General features: G+C 68.2%; 16 protein-coding genes. 7 read left to right on the top strand and 9 right to left on the bottom strand.

Annotated elements, in window-relative coordinates:
- Positions 1–24: 24 nt before the first annotated feature.
- Together hisD and ACZ5KP_RS05735 are read left to right on the top strand one after the other, a co-directional pair.
- Positions 25–1335, top strand: coding sequence for a histidinol dehydrogenase (hisD, locus tag ACZ5KP_RS05740; protein WP_460920832.1), 1311 nt, complete (start codon positions 25–27; stop codon positions 1333–1335).
- Positions 1336–1393: 58 nt separating this feature from the next.
- A complete protein-coding gene (locus ACZ5KP_RS05735; protein WP_460920830.1) occupies positions 1394–2179 on the top strand; it encodes a PHP domain-containing protein in 786 nt (261 codons plus the stop codon).
- Between the two features lie 101 nt (positions 2180–2280).
- Here ACZ5KP_RS05735 and aglF read toward each other — a convergent pair whose 3' ends face one another.
- A complete protein-coding gene (gene aglF / locus ACZ5KP_RS05730) occupies positions 2281–3024 on the bottom strand; it encodes a UTP--glucose-1-phosphate uridylyltransferase AglF (protein WP_460921132.1) in 744 nt (247 codons plus the stop codon).
- A gap of 265 nt (positions 3025–3289) precedes the next feature.
- On the opposite strand from aglF, the gene ACZ5KP_RS05725 reads away from it, so the two are divergent.
- Positions 3290–3502 (top strand): antitoxin VapB family protein, encoded by a 213-nt coding sequence (locus ACZ5KP_RS05725; protein ID WP_460920828.1) that lies wholly within the window; start codon positions 3290–3292, stop codon positions 3500–3502.
- Between the two features lie 493 nt (positions 3503–3995).
- Positions 3996–4709 (top strand): ferredoxin Fer, encoded by a 714-nt coding sequence (fer, locus tag ACZ5KP_RS05720; RefSeq protein ID WP_460920826.1) that lies wholly within the window; start codon positions 3996–3998, stop codon positions 4707–4709.
- Positions 4710–4736: 27 nt separating this feature from the next.
- Here fer and ACZ5KP_RS05715 read toward each other — a convergent pair whose 3' ends face one another.
- The 3 genes from ACZ5KP_RS05715 to ACZ5KP_RS05705 form a co-directional block, all read right to left on the bottom strand.
- The gene (locus tag ACZ5KP_RS05715; protein ID WP_460920824.1) at positions 4737–5141 is read right to left on the bottom strand and encodes an HVO_A0114 family putative DNA-binding protein; all 405 of its coding nucleotides are present in this window, start codon (positions 5139–5141) and stop codon (positions 4737–4739) included.
- Between the two features lie 135 nt (positions 5142–5276).
- Positions 5277–6563, bottom strand: coding sequence for a class I SAM-dependent methyltransferase (locus tag ACZ5KP_RS05710; RefSeq protein ID WP_460920822.1), 1287 nt, complete (start codon positions 6561–6563; stop codon positions 5277–5279).
- Positions 6560–7654, bottom strand: coding sequence for a 60S ribosomal export protein NMD3 (locus tag ACZ5KP_RS05705; RefSeq protein ID WP_460920820.1), 1095 nt, complete (start codon positions 7652–7654; stop codon positions 6560–6562). Before ACZ5KP_RS05705 ends, ACZ5KP_RS05710 begins: the two co-directional genes overlap by 4 nt.
- Positions 7655–7825: 171 nt before the next feature.
- On the opposite strand from ACZ5KP_RS05705, the gene ACZ5KP_RS05700 reads away from it, so the two are divergent.
- The 3 genes from ACZ5KP_RS05700 to ACZ5KP_RS05690 all read left to right on the top strand — a co-directional run bounded on the left by ACZ5KP_RS05700 (position 7826) and on the right by ACZ5KP_RS05690 (position 10784).
- Positions 7826–8866: an NAD(P)-dependent alcohol dehydrogenase gene (locus ACZ5KP_RS05700; RefSeq protein ID WP_460920818.1), complete on the top strand. Its 1041-nt coding sequence runs from the start codon at positions 7826–7828 to the stop codon at positions 8864–8866.
- A gap of 146 nt (positions 8867–9012) precedes the next feature.
- A complete protein-coding gene (locus ACZ5KP_RS05695) occupies positions 9013–9972 on the top strand; it encodes an NAD(P)-dependent oxidoreductase (RefSeq protein WP_460920816.1) in 960 nt (319 codons plus the stop codon).
- Positions 9973–10091: 119 nt separating this feature from the next.
- Complete coding sequence (locus tag ACZ5KP_RS05690; protein WP_460920814.1) at positions 10092–10784, top strand: hypothetical protein; 693 nt, start codon at positions 10092–10094, stop codon at positions 10782–10784.
- Here ACZ5KP_RS05690 and ACZ5KP_RS05685 read toward each other — a convergent pair.
- The 5 genes from ACZ5KP_RS05685 to ACZ5KP_RS05665 all read right to left on the bottom strand — a co-directional run bounded on the left by ACZ5KP_RS05685 (position 10781) and on the right by ACZ5KP_RS05665 (position 13962).
- Positions 10781–11020, bottom strand: coding sequence for a hypothetical protein (locus tag ACZ5KP_RS05685; RefSeq protein ID WP_460920812.1), 240 nt, complete (start codon positions 11018–11020; stop codon positions 10781–10783). The two genes, ACZ5KP_RS05690 and ACZ5KP_RS05685, sit on opposite strands and share 4 nt — an antisense overlap.
- Positions 11021–11184: 164 nt before the next feature.
- On the bottom strand, positions 11185–12222 hold the full coding sequence (gene asd / locus ACZ5KP_RS05680; protein ID WP_460920810.1) for an aspartate-semialdehyde dehydrogenase: 1038 nt from the start codon (positions 12220–12222) through the stop codon (positions 11185–11187).
- A gap of 569 nt (positions 12223–12791) precedes the next feature.
- Positions 12792–12980 carry a 30S ribosomal protein S17e gene (locus ACZ5KP_RS05675; RefSeq protein ID WP_020446918.1) on the bottom strand — a complete coding sequence of 63 codons (189 nt, stop codon included), beginning with the start codon at positions 12978–12980 and terminating at the stop codon, positions 12792–12794.
- 181 nt (positions 12981–13161) lie between these two features.
- A complete protein-coding gene (locus ACZ5KP_RS05670) occupies positions 13162–13443 on the bottom strand; it encodes a DUF7521 family protein (protein WP_460920808.1) in 282 nt (93 codons plus the stop codon).
- Between the two features lie 171 nt (positions 13444–13614).
- Entirely contained in the window at positions 13615–13962 is a 348-nt protein-coding gene (locus tag ACZ5KP_RS05665) for a helix-turn-helix domain-containing protein (RefSeq protein WP_460920806.1), read from the bottom strand.
- Positions 13963–13991: the final 29 nt, after the last annotated feature.

The following is a 13991-nucleotide window of genomic DNA, read 5'->3' as shown; positions in this document are numbered from 1 at the left end:
TGCGCCCCCGGCCAATCCGCTGGCATGAACGTACGGGCCATCGCCGACCTGTCGCCCGACGAGCGGACGGCGCTCTTCGAGCGCGACGCCGGGATCGACGACGCCCGGAGCGACGCCCGGGAGATCGTCGAGCGCGTGCGAACGGAGGGCGACGTCGCACTGCGCGAGTACGCCGAGGAGTTCGATGGCGTCGCCGTCGGCAACGTCGACCTCGCCGACGAGGCCGAGCGCGCCTGGGACCGCCTCGATGAGGACGTCAGGACGGCGATCGAGGACGCCATCGAGAACGTCTGGGCCTTCCACGAGCGCCAGCTCCCCGAGGACTGGACGGAGACGTTCGAGGGCCGGGAGCTCGGCCGCCGGTTTCGGCCGATCGAGCGCGCCGGCGTCTACGTCCCCGGCGGCACCGCGGCCTACCCCTCCAGCGCGATCATGGGGATCGTCCCGGCCGACGTCGCCGGCGTCGAGCAAATCGCCGTCGCGACGCCGCCAGCCGAGGAGCCGTCGGACGCGACGCTCGGTGCGATCCACGCCGCCGGCGCGGATCGCGTCTACGCCGCTGGCGGTGCGCAGGCGATCGGCGCGCTCGCCTACGGCACCGAAACCGTCGACCGCGTCCAGAAGATCGTCGGCCCGGGGAACCGCTGGGTCAGCGCCGCAAAGGCCGAGGTCCAGGGCGACGTCGAGATCGACTTCGTCGCCGGCCCGAGCGAGGTGCTCGTGCTCGCCGACGGCTCGGCCGATCCGGGGTTCGTCGCCGCGGAGCTGGTCGCCCAGGCCGAGCACGACCCCAATGCCGCCGTCGTTGCGGTCACCGCCGACGAGGACCTCGCGGAGGCAGTCGCCGAGGCCGTCGAGGAGCAGGTCGCCGCCGGCGCTGGGCCGGCGGCTGCTGGCGCCGAGGGGGACGACCGCGATCGTACCGAAACGATCGAGGCCGCCCTCGAGAACGACGCCAGCGGCGTCCTGCTCGCGCGCTCGGAGCCCGAAGCGGTCGCCGTCGCGGAGGAGTTCGCCCCCGAGCACCTGGCGATCTACGCCGACGATCCCGAGGCGATCGCCGACCGGATCCCATCCGCGGGCAGCGTCTTCCTCGGCGAGTACACCCCCGTCGCCGCCGGCGACTACGCCTCCGGGACGAACCACGTCCTCCCGACGAACGGGCTGGCTCGCGTGACCGGTGGGCTCTCCGTCGACACGTTCCTCCGGGCCTCGACCGTCCAGCGTCTCGATCGGGAGTCCCTCGAAGCCCTCCGGGACACGATCGAGACGCTCGCCGAAGCCGAGGGGCTCGATGCCCACGCCGAGAGCGTCCGGAAGCGCTTCGAGGAGTAGCGCGGCGGCACGTGGCAAGATCGGGAGACTGAAACCGTCCGGCGGTGACCTCCCGTCCGTGTCGGCGAGTCGGATCGATCCCCACGTGAAGGTGCTCGACGAGTCGATCGTCGAGCGAGCGGCGCGCCGAGATCTCGACGCCGTCGTCTACGCGCCACATTTCACCCGGCTCCCCGAGATCGAGCGCCGCGCGCGAGCGCTTACGACGGAGGACGTGCTCGTGGTCCCCGCTCGCGAGGTGTTCACCGGTCCGTACCGGAACCGCAAACACGTGCTCGCGATGGGGCTCGAGTCGCCCGTCCCCGACTTCATCTCGTTGGAGGCCGCGATGGCGGAGTTCGAGCGCCAGGACGCGACCGTGCTCGCACCCCATCCGGAGTATCTCACCGTCGGCCTCAGCGAGGCGGACCTCCGGGAGTACGCCGACCTGATCGACGCGATCGAGATCTACAACCCGAAGTACTTCCCCGGGCACGGCCCGCGCTCGCGCTCGCTCGCCACCGAACTCGACCTGCCGGCCTTCGGCTCCTCCTACGCGCACCTCGGCTGGACCGTCGGCGACGTCTGGACGGAGACAACGGCCTCGATTCCTCGTGCGGCCGGCGACGACCCGGCCTGTACAGCGTACGCCGCGACGATCGCCGACGCGCTGACGACGGCCGAGACCCGCGTGTCGCGACACTCTGGCGTGGGCCAGCGACTCCGGTCGGCCAGCGAGATCGCTCACCTCGCCTGGGAGAACACCTGGAAGAAGATTGACCGGATCGGCTTCCCGGGCATGGAGGACACCCATCCTCACGACGAGACCTACGAGGGCCGGTTCGACGACGCGTACGTCTACTGATCGCGGGCGCAGTGCGGGCTGCTCGTGGCGAACACTCAGTTGGGAGCCCCGTCCGTCGAAACCGACTACGCGAGCAAGTCGCTTCCGCGAGCGATCGACCGCTACTCCGCCGCTTCTTCGGCCAGTTCGCCCTCCTCCTCGAGGATGCGCTCCTCGGCGTCGTCCCGGTCCTCGGGGTAGCCGATGTCCTTCCGCCAGCCGTCGAGCTCGACGGCGTCGATCGTGCGGCCGGACTGGAGCAGCAGGTCGATCGCTTCGGAAATCTCGTACTCGCCGCGGCCGGAGGGCTGGGTGAGGTGTGCAGCGTGGAAGATCGCCGGCGTGAACGTGTAGAAGCCGGTCATCACGAGGTTGCTCGGCGGCTCCTCGGGCTTCTCGACGACCTCGACGATCTCGCCGTACTTGTTCGTGTCACAGACGCCGTAGCGGGAGGCGTCCTCCCAGGGGACCTCCTCGACGAGGAAGGCCGCGTCCGCGCGATCTTCCATCTGCCGGCGGACGACGTCGGCGAGGTTCGCGCGGAAGATGTTGTCCCCGAGCATCATCATGAAGTCGTCGTCGACGTGCTCCTCGACGGTGAGCAGCGCGTGGGCGATGCCCAGGGGCTCGCGCTGGTGGGAGTAGGTGATCGGGACGCCCTGGAACTCGTCGCCGTAGTGCTCGATGATGTCCTGCTTGCGGTAGCCGACGACGACGAGCAGCTCGGAGGCGCCGAGATCGACGAGCTTCTCGAAGCAGTGCGTGAGGATCGGCTTGCCAGCCACCTCGACCATCCCCTTGGGCTTGTCCTCCGTCAGGGGGCGGAGACGCGTGCCCTCGCCCGCGGCGATGACGACCGCCTGCATGTCGCTGTCCATACTCAATTCTGTGTGCAGTGCGCTACAAGTACCTTGTTCCTGGCGGAGACCACGTGGTTCGTTTCGGGGATCGGGTCGAACCTCGGCAGGCTGGGGATTCGAAATGCGGTTCTGCAGACGACCGTACCAGCACGACGCCGGAAGGTCGTCGGGGCGGTCTGCGCTCGCGTACTCGGCGTCGATCTCGACGCCGAGAACGACTCCTGAACGACCGAAACACCGATCGTTCTACCGTGTATACATCGATGTGATCATGTCTGGGAAGACGATCCGCGTCTCTGAGGAGACGTGGCGGAAGCTTCGGGCTCGGAAGCGGGGCGACGAGAGCTTCGAGGAGGTCATTGCCCGCGAGATCGAGGACGACGATCCGCTCGCTGGGTTCGGTGCGTGGAGTGACACCGATATCGACGACGCCGTGAACGAGGTCAAGCGGGAGATGGACGAGGACTTCGAAGGCGATTCATGAATGTCCTCGACAGTAGTCACTGCGCCGACTTCCTGCGCGGATACGAGCACGCGAAGTAGTACCGACTCGACTACGCTCCCAGCCACGGTCTTGCCGGGGCTCACATTCGTGACGAGCTAGAAGCCGACGGGCAATGGATCCAGCACCCAGATATGATGGTTGCTGGCGCTGCGCGGTCGCTCGACGTCCCTATCGGAACGACCGACACCGGCTTCGATCGCGTCGACGGTCTCGAGGTCGAGAATCCTCGAGAGATGTACGGGTGATCAACCCGTCCGACCCCGACGTCGGCGAGGTTCGTTCGAGACCGGTACGAACTAGTCGCCCGTCCGAGGGAACCGGCTGAGGGGAAATCTCGTCTGTGACTCTGTGAGTAGTACGGCTGGAACTGGCCAGCGTCCTCAGTATTCTGGCGAATATATTCGGTAGCACGACTCCGTCGCCCGATTCCGATGGGACAACGCTCATCAGTTCTGCACGCCAAGCCACGTCCGTGCCCTCCCCGCACGACGTCCTGGGGGTCGATCGCGGCGCGGACGAGGAGGCGATCCGCTCCGCGTACCGCGATCGGGTCCTCGAGAGCCACCCCGACCACGGTGGTACTCCGGCGGAGTTCCGCCGGGTCCGCTCCGCCTACGAGGAGCTCCTCGGCGAGGGGCGCTCCCCCGCGCCCAAGCCGGCGTCCGAGGCTGGGTCCGGCGCCACCGGCCCGCGATCGCCCTGGGACCCCTCCATCGACTGGACGACCGACGAGTCGCAGTCCTCGCCCGAGCCAAAGCGCGACCCCCACACCGTCGAGTACGTCGACTACGAGGTGCTCTCCGACCACGGCTGGCAGATTACCGACGACGACCTCTTCGAGAAGGCCAGCGAGGCCGGTCTCGACCCCGGCGACTACGGCCGGTTCCAGATCGATCCCGGCGACTCGCTGCTGGAAGGCGCCGAGGACGTTGGCTTCACCTGGCCCTTCTCCTGTCGCGGCGGCGCCTGCGCGAACTGCGCCGTCGCGGTGATCGACGGCTCGCTCTCCCAGCCCGTCAGCCACATCCTCCCCGAGGAGCTGACCGAGGAGGGGATCCGCCTCTCCTGTGTCGGCGAGCCGGTGACCGACGACCTCCAGGTCGTCTACAACGTGAAACACCTGCCCGGCGTCGAGGACCTCCTCCTGCCGCCGGGGCCGTACAAGCGAGCGAGTTCCGACGACTGAGCCTCTGTTCTACTGGCGGTTCGTCGGCTACGGTGCCGCGGTGCCGACCGACCCGTTCGAATCGGCGAACGGGATATCGATCTCGAGGCCGTCGTAGGCGAGGATCGGTTTCTTCGCACGCCCGGCACCACCGCCTTCGAACTCGAGGACGCCGATGGCTTCGAGCTCCGAACAGTTCCTGTGGACTTGCTTGTAATCTCGCCCCACGGCGTCGGCAACGGCGCGGATGCTATCCGGTTCCGTCTCGGCGATCGCCTCGAGTAATTCGAGATTTTTCGGACTGAGCAGCCGGCTGAGCTCGGCGAACGAGTCGAAGTTCAGCGTCGGCTGCACGTCGTCGAGGTCTTCGTTTGCCTGTGCTGCCTCGATTCTTGTTCGCGTTCGCTCGTCGAGCGTCTGATGATCGCCGACGGTGATTTTGAGCGTTTGCATCGTTTCTCTTGACCGTCGGTACGAAGGCAACGCAGAAATGGCTATGGACCTTGCCACATAGGGCGCGCACTCGTACTGATCGAACTGGTCGAAATGCCGTCTGAGCGGTCCCGCTGACCACTGCTGACCACTTCGCTACGCCCCCACCCGTACGTCCACCACCACGTGCCAGACGCCCTCGCCGTAGCTCTTCACCCGTCGGGTGTCCTCGATCGACAGCGACCGCCCCGCCGCGTCCGCTGCGGCCTCGAGTCGACCGAGTGGGCGGTCCCACAGTTCGGGCTCCGGGACGATCTCGTGGTAGTGGATCACGCCGCCGTCCCGGACCGCCGCGAACGCGGCGTCGAGGTACTCGTGGGCGTCCCAGTGGCCCATGATCACGCGATCGGCGGTGACGACCTCGGCGACGTCGCGGCAATCGGAGAGGTACGCGGAGACGCGGTTCCCCACGTCGTTGAGCTGTGCGTTCTCGATCAGGTACTGGAACGTGTCGGGGTCGATCTCGGCGGCGGTGACCTCGGCGCCGGCGATCGCGGCGGGCAGCGTGAAGTAGCCAGCGCCGGCGAACATGTCGAAGACGTGCTCGGTGCCGTCGCTCTCGTCGAAAGCTTCTCCGCCACCGGCCGAACTGTCCTCACCCGGATCGAGGTCGGGAACGTGGTCCGGCAGCGGCTCCGTCGCGTTCGGTTCCCGCTTCGCCTCCTCCGCGTCGGCCGCGAACGTCGCGACCGGCTCCGCGGCCTCTCGCCCCGCGTCAACGAGCGCGGCCATCCGCACCCGTTCGGCCTCGTTGCCCGGCGAGAACATCACCTCGGCGAGGTCGAGCGCGTAGCGGACCCCGTGCTCGGTGTGGATCGTCTCGGTGTCGCCGATGCCGGCGAGCACGCGCCGGGCTGGCTTCCGGGTCTGGCCGTCGATCCCCTCGCGGGCGAGGACGGTGTCGGCCTCCCGGTGGAGTTCGAGCAGCGCCTCGCCGACGGCCGTCTCGTCGTGGCAGTCTGCCGGCAGGTCGACGAGGACGACGCTGCCGACGACTGCCCAGGAGCCCGGCGCTGACGCGAGCTGTTCGTCGGTCCAGCCCCGCTCCACGAGGAGGTCGTCGAGGCCGTTCGCTCGCGGCTCTGGGTCTTCCTGACGGACGACCTCGCGGATGCCCAGGGCGGCCTGTCGAGCCGTTGTGATCGGTCCCGTCACCGGGATCGCGATCGTCCCGTCGTCGTGTTCGCTGATCCGGCGACTGTCGTCGTACAATTCGTCCTCGCGGAGGGCTTCGAGTGGGGCCTCGCCGCGGGATTTCGGGACGACGGCGGCGAGCTGGAGTTCCTCGGCGGCTGGATCGTCGTCGTTCGGGTACTCCACGTTCGGATCCCCGTCCGAATCGTCGTCGTTCGTCGCTTCGTTCGTCGGATCGTCACCGCTCATTCGTCGTCGGGGACGGCGTGGAGCCCCTCACGGTGTTTGAACACCTGGATCGTCTCGGCGTCGGGATCGACGAAGTCGGGCCGGGAGATCGTCGTCGCCTCGTAGGTCTCGGGATCGAGCACCTGGATGGCGTGCTCGTCCTCGACGGCGACGAGGGTCGTCTCCTCGGCGTCGCGGCGGTCGCCCAGCACCGCGCGCTCGGGGAGGTCCTCGAAGTCGGCCTCGAAGTCCTCGCCGGAGGCCAATCTGGTCCCCGAGAGCGTCTGGTGGGCAGCGGTGACGATCACCGGTCCGTCGCCGTCCCCGGGGTCGATGATGTCGCCGGCGGCGACGGGCGGCAGCCGGACGACGTGTGCCGTCCGATAGACCCGGTTGCCGTCGCCGTCCTCGGTGATCAGGCGCTCGGAGGAGTCGACGGAGCCGCCGTGGGCTTCGACGATCCGGTTCGAGATCTCGCGGGCGAGCTGCGTGGTGGAGACCTTGACGTCGAGGCCGCCCTCGACCTCCGCGATGGAGGAGACGAAGGCGTCGCGGTCGCCGCCGGCCTCCTTCTCGGCGACGTACTCGTTGGCGATCTCGCGAGCGTCGGCGATCTCGGTGTCGGTGGGGTCGCGGGTCGCCGCGCGGACCTGGACCGTCGCGGCGTAGAAGTCCCCGGCGATGAGGCCACAGCGATCGCAGGTGCCGGCGGCGAGCTTCGCCGGCACGACGACCGTCGCCTCGATGGGCGTGTCCCGGACGACGCCGGAGAAGTGGCAGGTGAGCCGGACCGTCGTCTGGTCGACCTGCTCGGGCTCGACGGCCCAGGAGATCGACTCGGCGTCGACGTGGACGGTCAGCGCCTCGGTGACTGCGTCGATCGCGATGTCGGTGTAGTCCTTCGCGCCGACGTCCTCCCAGTGGTTGCCGCGCTTGACCGCACCGCAGTCGCTGCAGTACAGCACCTGGATCCGCTCGGGCGCGTCGACGAGTTCGAAGTCCTCGAAGTAGCAGGCGTCACAGAGCGACGGCTCGCCGCGCTCGATCCGGCGGTCTCGCGGGAGCTCGATGGAATCGCCACAGCGTGGACAGAACGCTCCCGAGTTGCTCATTGACGGAGGAAGGGCCGTTCGGGCCAAAAGGCGTGCGATCGCGGATTCGACGCACGCAGCGGTGGCCGACGGGGCGAGGGCCGGCGGTTGCCCCCGCCTCGATCTCTCTGGAGCCCGACGCGTGCGCCCGCGGCAGTTTTTTGCACCCACGTCATTAATTGACACGGTACCATGCAGGCTGCGCGTCTCCACGAGTACACCGACGACGTGAGCAAGGGGCTCTCGATCGAGGAGATCGATCGGCCGGAGCTCGCCGGCTCGAACGACGTCCTCGTCGACGTGACCGGCGCCGGCTGGTGCCAGACTGACAACCACATCATCGAGGGAATGTGGGAGGAGTACGTCCCACAGCCGCTGCCGATGACGCTCGGTCACGAGAACGCGGGCATCGTCGCCGAGACCGGCGAGGAGGTTGAGCTCGTCGAGGAGGGGGACCCCGTCATCTGTCACCCCGTCCAGACCTGCGGGACCTGCCGTCCCTGCCGGCTCGGCGAGACGATGTACTGTGAGAACCAGGCGTTCAACGGGCTAACCACCGATGGCGGCTTCGCCGACTACCTCCTAACGGGCGAGCGCTCGGTGATCCCGCTGCCGTCGGGCGTCGATCCGATCGACATCGCACCGCACGCGGACGCGGGGATCACCGCCTACCACGCCGCGAAGAAGGCCGTCGACGAACTGAACCCCGGCGACCACGCGCTGATCGTTGGGATCGGCGGGCTGGGTCACATCGGCGTCCAGTGTCTCGACGCGATGAGCGCCGCCCGGATCACCGCGGTCGACGTCAAGGACGAGGCGCTGGAACTCGCGGCCGAGCTCGGCGCCGACCACACCGTGAACCCCCGGAGCGACGACGTCGAGGCGTTCGTCGACGACGTGACCGACGGCGTCGGCGTCGCGCAGGTGCTCGACTTCGTTGGCGCGGACGAGACGACGGCGTACGCTCCCGAGGTCACGGCTGCGGGCGGCGACCACCACGTCATCGGCTACGGCGGGCACGTCCACGAGCCCGCCCAGTCGCTCGTCAACGGCGAGTTCTCCTTCGTCGGCAACATCGTCGGCCGGTACGCGGAGCTCCAGGAGCTGGTCGCTCTCGTCGAACAGGGCGACGTCGAGCTCCGGACGAGCCGGTACGACCTCGAGGACGTGAACGAGGTCGCGGAGCGCCTGGAGCACGGCGAGATCGAGGGGCGGGCGGTCATCACGCCCTGACGGTTCGCGGTGGGCCACTGCTCCGTCGTTTCCGTTTCACCGTCTCGGTCTCCGCCTCCTCCACGTCCGATTGGTCTCCTCGCCGCATCGATCCGGCCGGGTCTCGTCGCCGTAACCATGACGTGAGCGGCGGGCAAAGCCCACCTATGTCCGGAACTCCCGACGTACTCGTGCTCAGCAAGGGGACACACGGCGAGCCGATCGAGGCGTACGGCGCGGCGATCCGCGAACGACTCCCGAACCACGACGTCGCCGTGGCGAGCACGCCGACGGAGGAGCGGGAGCTGATCGAGGGCGTTCGCTACGTCACCGGTCGATCGATCGACGAGGCGCTCCTCGAGCGCGCGGACGCGATGGAACTCTTCGCCTGTGGCTACGCGGGCACCGACCACCTGCCGATGGACGCGCTCCGCGACGCCGGTGTGACCGTCACCAACGCTTCGGGCGTCCACGGGCCGAACATGGCCGAGCAGGTCGTCGGCGCGATCCTCGCCGCGACCCGGCGCTTCGAGGTCGGGCAGCGCCGCCAGGAACGTCACGAGTGGCGCCATTACCAGACCCACGAGCTCATGGGCGACACCGTGACGATCGTCGGGCTCGGGGCGATCGGCACGGCGATCGCCGACCGGCTCGAGGGGTTCGGCGTCGACACGATCGGCGTCCGCTACTCCCCGGAGAAGGGCGGGCCTACCGACGAAGTGCTGGGGTTCGACGACGAGGCGGCCTTCGAGGACGCGCTCGCCCGCACCGACCAGCTGATCCTCGCCTGTCCGCTGACGGAGCTGACGGAGGGGCTGATCGGTCGCGACGAGCTGGGCACGATGCCGCCCTCGGCCTACGTGGTGAACGTCGCTCGTGGGCCCGTGCTGGACACCGACGCCTTGCTCTGGGCACTGCGCTCGAACCGCCTCCGCGGCGCCCACCTCGACGTCACCGATCCGGAGCCGCTGCCCAACGATCATCCCCTCTGGGATCTCGGGAACGTCCGGATCACGCCCCACAACGCGGGCTACACGCCGAAGTACTACGACCGGCTCGCCGACATCATGGCTGGTAACGTCCGCCGCGCCGAGGCCGGCGAGGAGCTCGAGAACGTCGTCGGGTGAGCGGCGGGGCCGCTGGGCAGGGATCGTCGTGACCGTCGAGCGACCGACGGACTGGCCCCGACTGCGTTCGATCTCTACCCCAATGCTTTCCGCGTGAGGCCGAGAGGGAACCACTCACGATGACGGCTGCAGAGGACGTCGACGTGTCTCCTGCCGTTGCAGCGATCGCGAAGCGTCACAATCGGGCCGACCGAGTGGCAACGGGGCTCTTGGCCCTCTCCGCGGTGTCAGCGTTTCTCCTCACCTGGGTCACCCTGTCGCCGTTGCCGGGCGTCGCCGTGGCAGTCGTCCTCGCGGGATTGCTGCGGCTCCCGAGCCTCCGTGCCGAGGGCACCGCGGAACTACGGACTGACGACGCGCCCGAGGCGGTCCGGTCCGCCTTCGAGAGCGCCAGGCCGCCGGTCCTTGCGCTAACCTGGGGGAGGGCGCCGGAGGTCGAGCGGACCGCCACCGGTGCCATCTACACGCTCCCGTTTCTCTTCGGGCTTCGCTCGGTGACCATGCGGACCGAGGTCCGGGACAGGCCCGACGCGGACGGGTTCGAGTTTCTCGTGATCGTCGACGACGAGCCACACGTTCGCTACACGGTGACTGCCGAGGGTGAGGGCAATGAGACTCGCGTCGATCTGAGCTGGACGAGCTGCCGCGGGTTCGGGTTCCGACGCGTTCCCCAGTGGTTCGTCGTTTCGCGGTATCGCGACGCTGCACTCGCTGCCGTCGGCTACGAAGTCGTCGAGTGGAACGGCTCCCGTCGCCTTCGATCGGTATCTCGTGAATCGACGGCCAACGGTGGGCAGCGCCCGGGAGATTAGCCGAAGTACGTCACCAGCAGCCCGACAGCGAACAGCCCGACGAGCACCGCGAAGAAGGCCGCGCCGAGCCCGAGCATCGCGGGGTTCGAGAGCCCCTCCGTGTCCGCACGGTCGTACACCATCTTGCCGGCGAACGCCGGAACGCCGACCGCTGCGGCGACCGCGACGACCGCCACCAGGAGGTAGAAGAGGACGAACAGCGCGGCCCAGAGCAGGTCGGCGAGCGCGAGTGCCATGCCTGTCCGCTCGGCCGCACCTGTAAAAAACGGTTCGTCACGGGCGGGGTCGGTGCCGAAGGCCCCGTCTTCGGTTCGGCGTCCGGCGTCGTCGGCTCGCCGCTTCAGCGCCAGGACGCCATCGCCGTCACGATCCCGGCGAGCCGCCGACCGAATCGCCTGCCTCAGATGTAGCCGCGCTCTGCGAGCAGCTCGCCGTTCAGCACGCTGGCGCCCGCGGCGCCGCGGATGGTGTTGTGCGCGAGGCTATCGAACTGGATCCCGCGGGCGGTCTCCTGTACCGGGCCCACCGAGATGGCCTGGCCGCCGTCGGCGTTGCGGTCGAGGCGGGGCTGTGGCCGGTTCGGGTCCTCGTGGACGTGGATGAGCTGGTCGGGCGCGCTCGGGAGGTCGACGGTCGGCATCTCCGCGAACGCCTCCTCGGCGGCAGCGGGGCCGGCGTCGTCGCTCGTCTCCGCCCAGACGTTCTCGAGGTGGCCGTCAAGCGTGGGGACGCGGTTACACGAGGCCGAGACGTCGACGCCGTGCCAGGACAGCTCCGCGCCGTCGAACGATCCCAGCAGCTTGCAGGTCTCCGTCTCCATCTTCTCCTCCTCGCCGCCGATGTGGGGCAGGACGTTGTCGATGATCTCCATCGAGGTGACGCCGTCGTAGCCGGCGCCGGAAACCGCCTGGAGCGTCGAGACGGTGACGGCGTCGAGCCCGAACGCGCGATCGAGCGCCGCCAGCGGCGGCACCATCGTGATCGTCGAGCAGTTGGGATTCTTGAGCAGCGCGCCGTCCCAGCCCCGCTCGTCGCGCTGGACCTCGATCAGGTCGACGTGGTCGGCGTTGACCTCCGGAATGACCAGCGGGACGTCGTCGTCGAGCCGGCCGTTCGAGGAGTTCGAGGAAATCACGTAGCCCGCTTCCGCGAACTCGGGCTCGACCTGCTCGCCGACGCTGGAGGGCAGCGAGGAGAAGAGCAGATCGACGTCGTCGGGAACGGCGGCGGGGTCGGTCTCGGAGACGGTGAGATCGGCGACGTCGCCGGGGATCGGGCCCGACGCCCGCCACTTGGCCGCCTCGCTGTAGGACTTGCCGGCGCTCGACTCGCTGGCCGTGAGTGCGGCGATCTCGAAGTTCTCGTGCGGTGCGAGCAGCTGGATGAGACGCTGTCCGACGGCGCCGGTGGCGCCGATGACGCCAACGCGTACTGACATTGACCGGTGTGGGTGGTGCGCAGTCAAAACGGTTTGGAACTGATTTGCATGGTCGTCGATGACCGTCGGCGCTACGGTTGGGTTGATTCACCCGGAGCGTTCCCTGATCGACTGGACGACTAGGGAACTCAGAGCGGAGCGTGGGAACTGGCTGGACCGCGACCGCCTTCGGAAGTCACCTCCCTGTGAATGAGCTGGGAGAGCGAAGCGCGACGGTGGATCGGGCATGCTCAGCTCTGGGGATCGCCCGCCTGCTTCCGCTCGCTGGGGCGATCCACCGGGCATCGCCGACTCAACATCCGCCGGGTGGGACTGGAAGGGGCCGACCGCTCGGCGAAGGACGCCGAAGTAAGCACCGCAGCCGACCGAAGGGAGGCGAGGAGCACAGCGAGGCGCCCGAGTCGAGCGGGAGGGGGCTTCCAAGCGGTTTGCTGTCCAGCTCACTCCGCGGTTCGCTTCTGCAATATTCTGTAGTCGAATCACTCGCATCGCTCCCCGAGAAAACTACTCCACAGATTGCTCCACGCACCGCTAGTCGCAGGATAGCACTGCCGAGAACTGACTCCGGTTCAGGCGGGCTGGGCGGCCTGCTTCCGCGCGATGTAGCCGGCGATGCGGTTGCGAACGCCCTTGGACTCGATGTTGGTCAGCTCCGTCACTGCCTCCTTGTTGTGCTCGAAATCCGTCGAGAGCGCCTCGGGGTAGCGCTCCATGAGGATCTCGCCCGTCTTCTTGACGTAGGCGGGTTTGATGGCCATACCGGCGGATACCGGCGTGGGCGCCTAAAAGGGTTCGATTCGTGCGTTCGGCGGGATCGCGGTTTTCGGGGCTCGCGGGCGCGGACATGCGCAAGACGCTTGAGTAATGTTCCCGCGTAGTGTTCCCGCCGCCGACATCCGGTGGTTGCCCCTCCGATTCGGCGTCGAATCCCCACCGGTGTCAACGATACAGCGAGACCCAGAGCATGCCGAAACCGACGATGAAGGGGATCGTCTCTGCGATCGAGAAGAGCAGTCGGAGCTGGTCGATCTGGCCGCCGAGCGACGTCATCGCGACGCCCATACTGATGAAGGCGAAGCCGATGAACGCGGACTCGAGGCGCTTGCCGCCGTTCTCCTGGTAGGCCTGGAAGCTGATGATCGTCAGGCCCATCGCCAGCGCGAACAACGCGAGGCGCAGCAACAACAGGAGGGCCTCGCCGACCTCGGTGTAGACGGACATGTCCGCCCCGACGAAGGGGAGGGGCAAAAACGCTCGGCTGCGCGCCGACGGCGTGACGCGCGGCGTCCCCTCGAGCAGCTGCTGCCGACGGCGGCGGTGCGGACGAGCGCGAGGATCAGCTCCGCCGGGGAACGATCGACCGCGCCCGCGAGTACCGCGCGGCGCGGCGGGTCACCGCGACAGCTCGTCCCAGAGACTCGAGAACCGATCGGGAATGTTCTCCTTCCGGTAGATCCGGACGTCGTACTCGTCGTCGCGCAGTCGGATCACCGTGCCGTCGAAGTTCGACTTGAACACGTCGTAGTGGTTTCCGTCGTCCGCGACGGCGGTCTCGGCGACGACGAGGTTGTGGTCTTTGAGCATCTCGATGCGCCGATAGACCGTGGGCAGCGAGAGGTCGCAGGCTTCGGCGACGTCGCTGGCGGAGCGGGGCTCCTCGCTGATAGCTGCGAGCACGTCCCGCGCGTGGTCGTCCCCGATCGTATCGAGTACGTCCTCGATCGGCCGTTCGTCAGCCACGTCAAGGGGTTGGTTTCCCTTGGAGCATA

It is taken from the genome of Salinarchaeum chitinilyticum (assembly GCF_055390775.1).
Note: the sequence above shows the minus strand (reverse complement) of the source record. Positions and strands in the feature narration are given on the sequence as shown.

What these genes read in the sequence shown, in the direction of transcription:
- hisD (WP_460920832.1), top strand. Translation starts at nt 25, where the DNA reads ATGAACGTACGGGCCATCGCCGACCTGTCGCCCGACGAGCGGACGGCG.
- aglF (WP_460921132.1), bottom strand. Translation starts at nt 3,024, where the DNA reads ATGCAGGCGGTCGTCATCGCCGCGGGCGAGGGCACGCGTCTCCGCCCC.
- ACZ5KP_RS05725 (WP_460920828.1), top strand. Translation starts at nt 3,290, where the DNA reads ATGTCTGGGAAGACGATCCGCGTCTCTGAGGAGACGTGGCGGAAGCTT.
- ACZ5KP_RS05715 (WP_460920824.1), bottom strand. Translation starts at nt 5,141, where the DNA reads ATGCAAACGCTCAAAATCACCGTCGGCGATCATCAGACGCTCGACGAG.
- ACZ5KP_RS05710 (WP_460920822.1), bottom strand. Translation starts at nt 6,563, where the DNA reads ATGAGCGGTGACGATCCGACGAACGAAGCGACGAACGACGACGATTCG.
- ACZ5KP_RS05705 (WP_460920820.1), bottom strand. Translation starts at nt 7,654, where the DNA reads ATGAGCAACTCGGGAGCGTTCTGTCCACGCTGTGGCGATTCCATCGAG.
- ACZ5KP_RS05700 (WP_460920818.1), top strand. Translation starts at nt 7,826, where the DNA reads ATGCAGGCTGCGCGTCTCCACGAGTACACCGACGACGTGAGCAAGGGG.
- ACZ5KP_RS05695 (WP_460920816.1), top strand. Translation starts at nt 9,013, where the DNA reads ATGTCCGGAACTCCCGACGTACTCGTGCTCAGCAAGGGGACACACGGC.
- ACZ5KP_RS05690 (WP_460920814.1), top strand. Translation starts at nt 10,092, where the DNA reads ATGACGGCTGCAGAGGACGTCGACGTGTCTCCTGCCGTTGCAGCGATC.
- ACZ5KP_RS05685 (WP_460920812.1), bottom strand. Translation starts at nt 11,020, where the DNA reads ATGGCACTCGCGCTCGCCGACCTGCTCTGGGCCGCGCTGTTCGTCCTC.
- asd (WP_460920810.1), bottom strand. Translation starts at nt 12,222, where the DNA reads ATGTCAGTACGCGTTGGCGTCATCGGCGCCACCGGCGCCGTCGGACAG.
- ACZ5KP_RS05675 (WP_020446918.1), bottom strand. Translation starts at nt 12,980, where the DNA reads ATGGCCATCAAACCCGCCTACGTCAAGAAGACGGGCGAGATCCTCATG.
- ACZ5KP_RS05670 (WP_460920808.1), bottom strand. Translation starts at nt 13,443, where the DNA reads ATGTCCGTCTACACCGAGGTCGGCGAGGCCCTCCTGTTGTTGCTGCGC.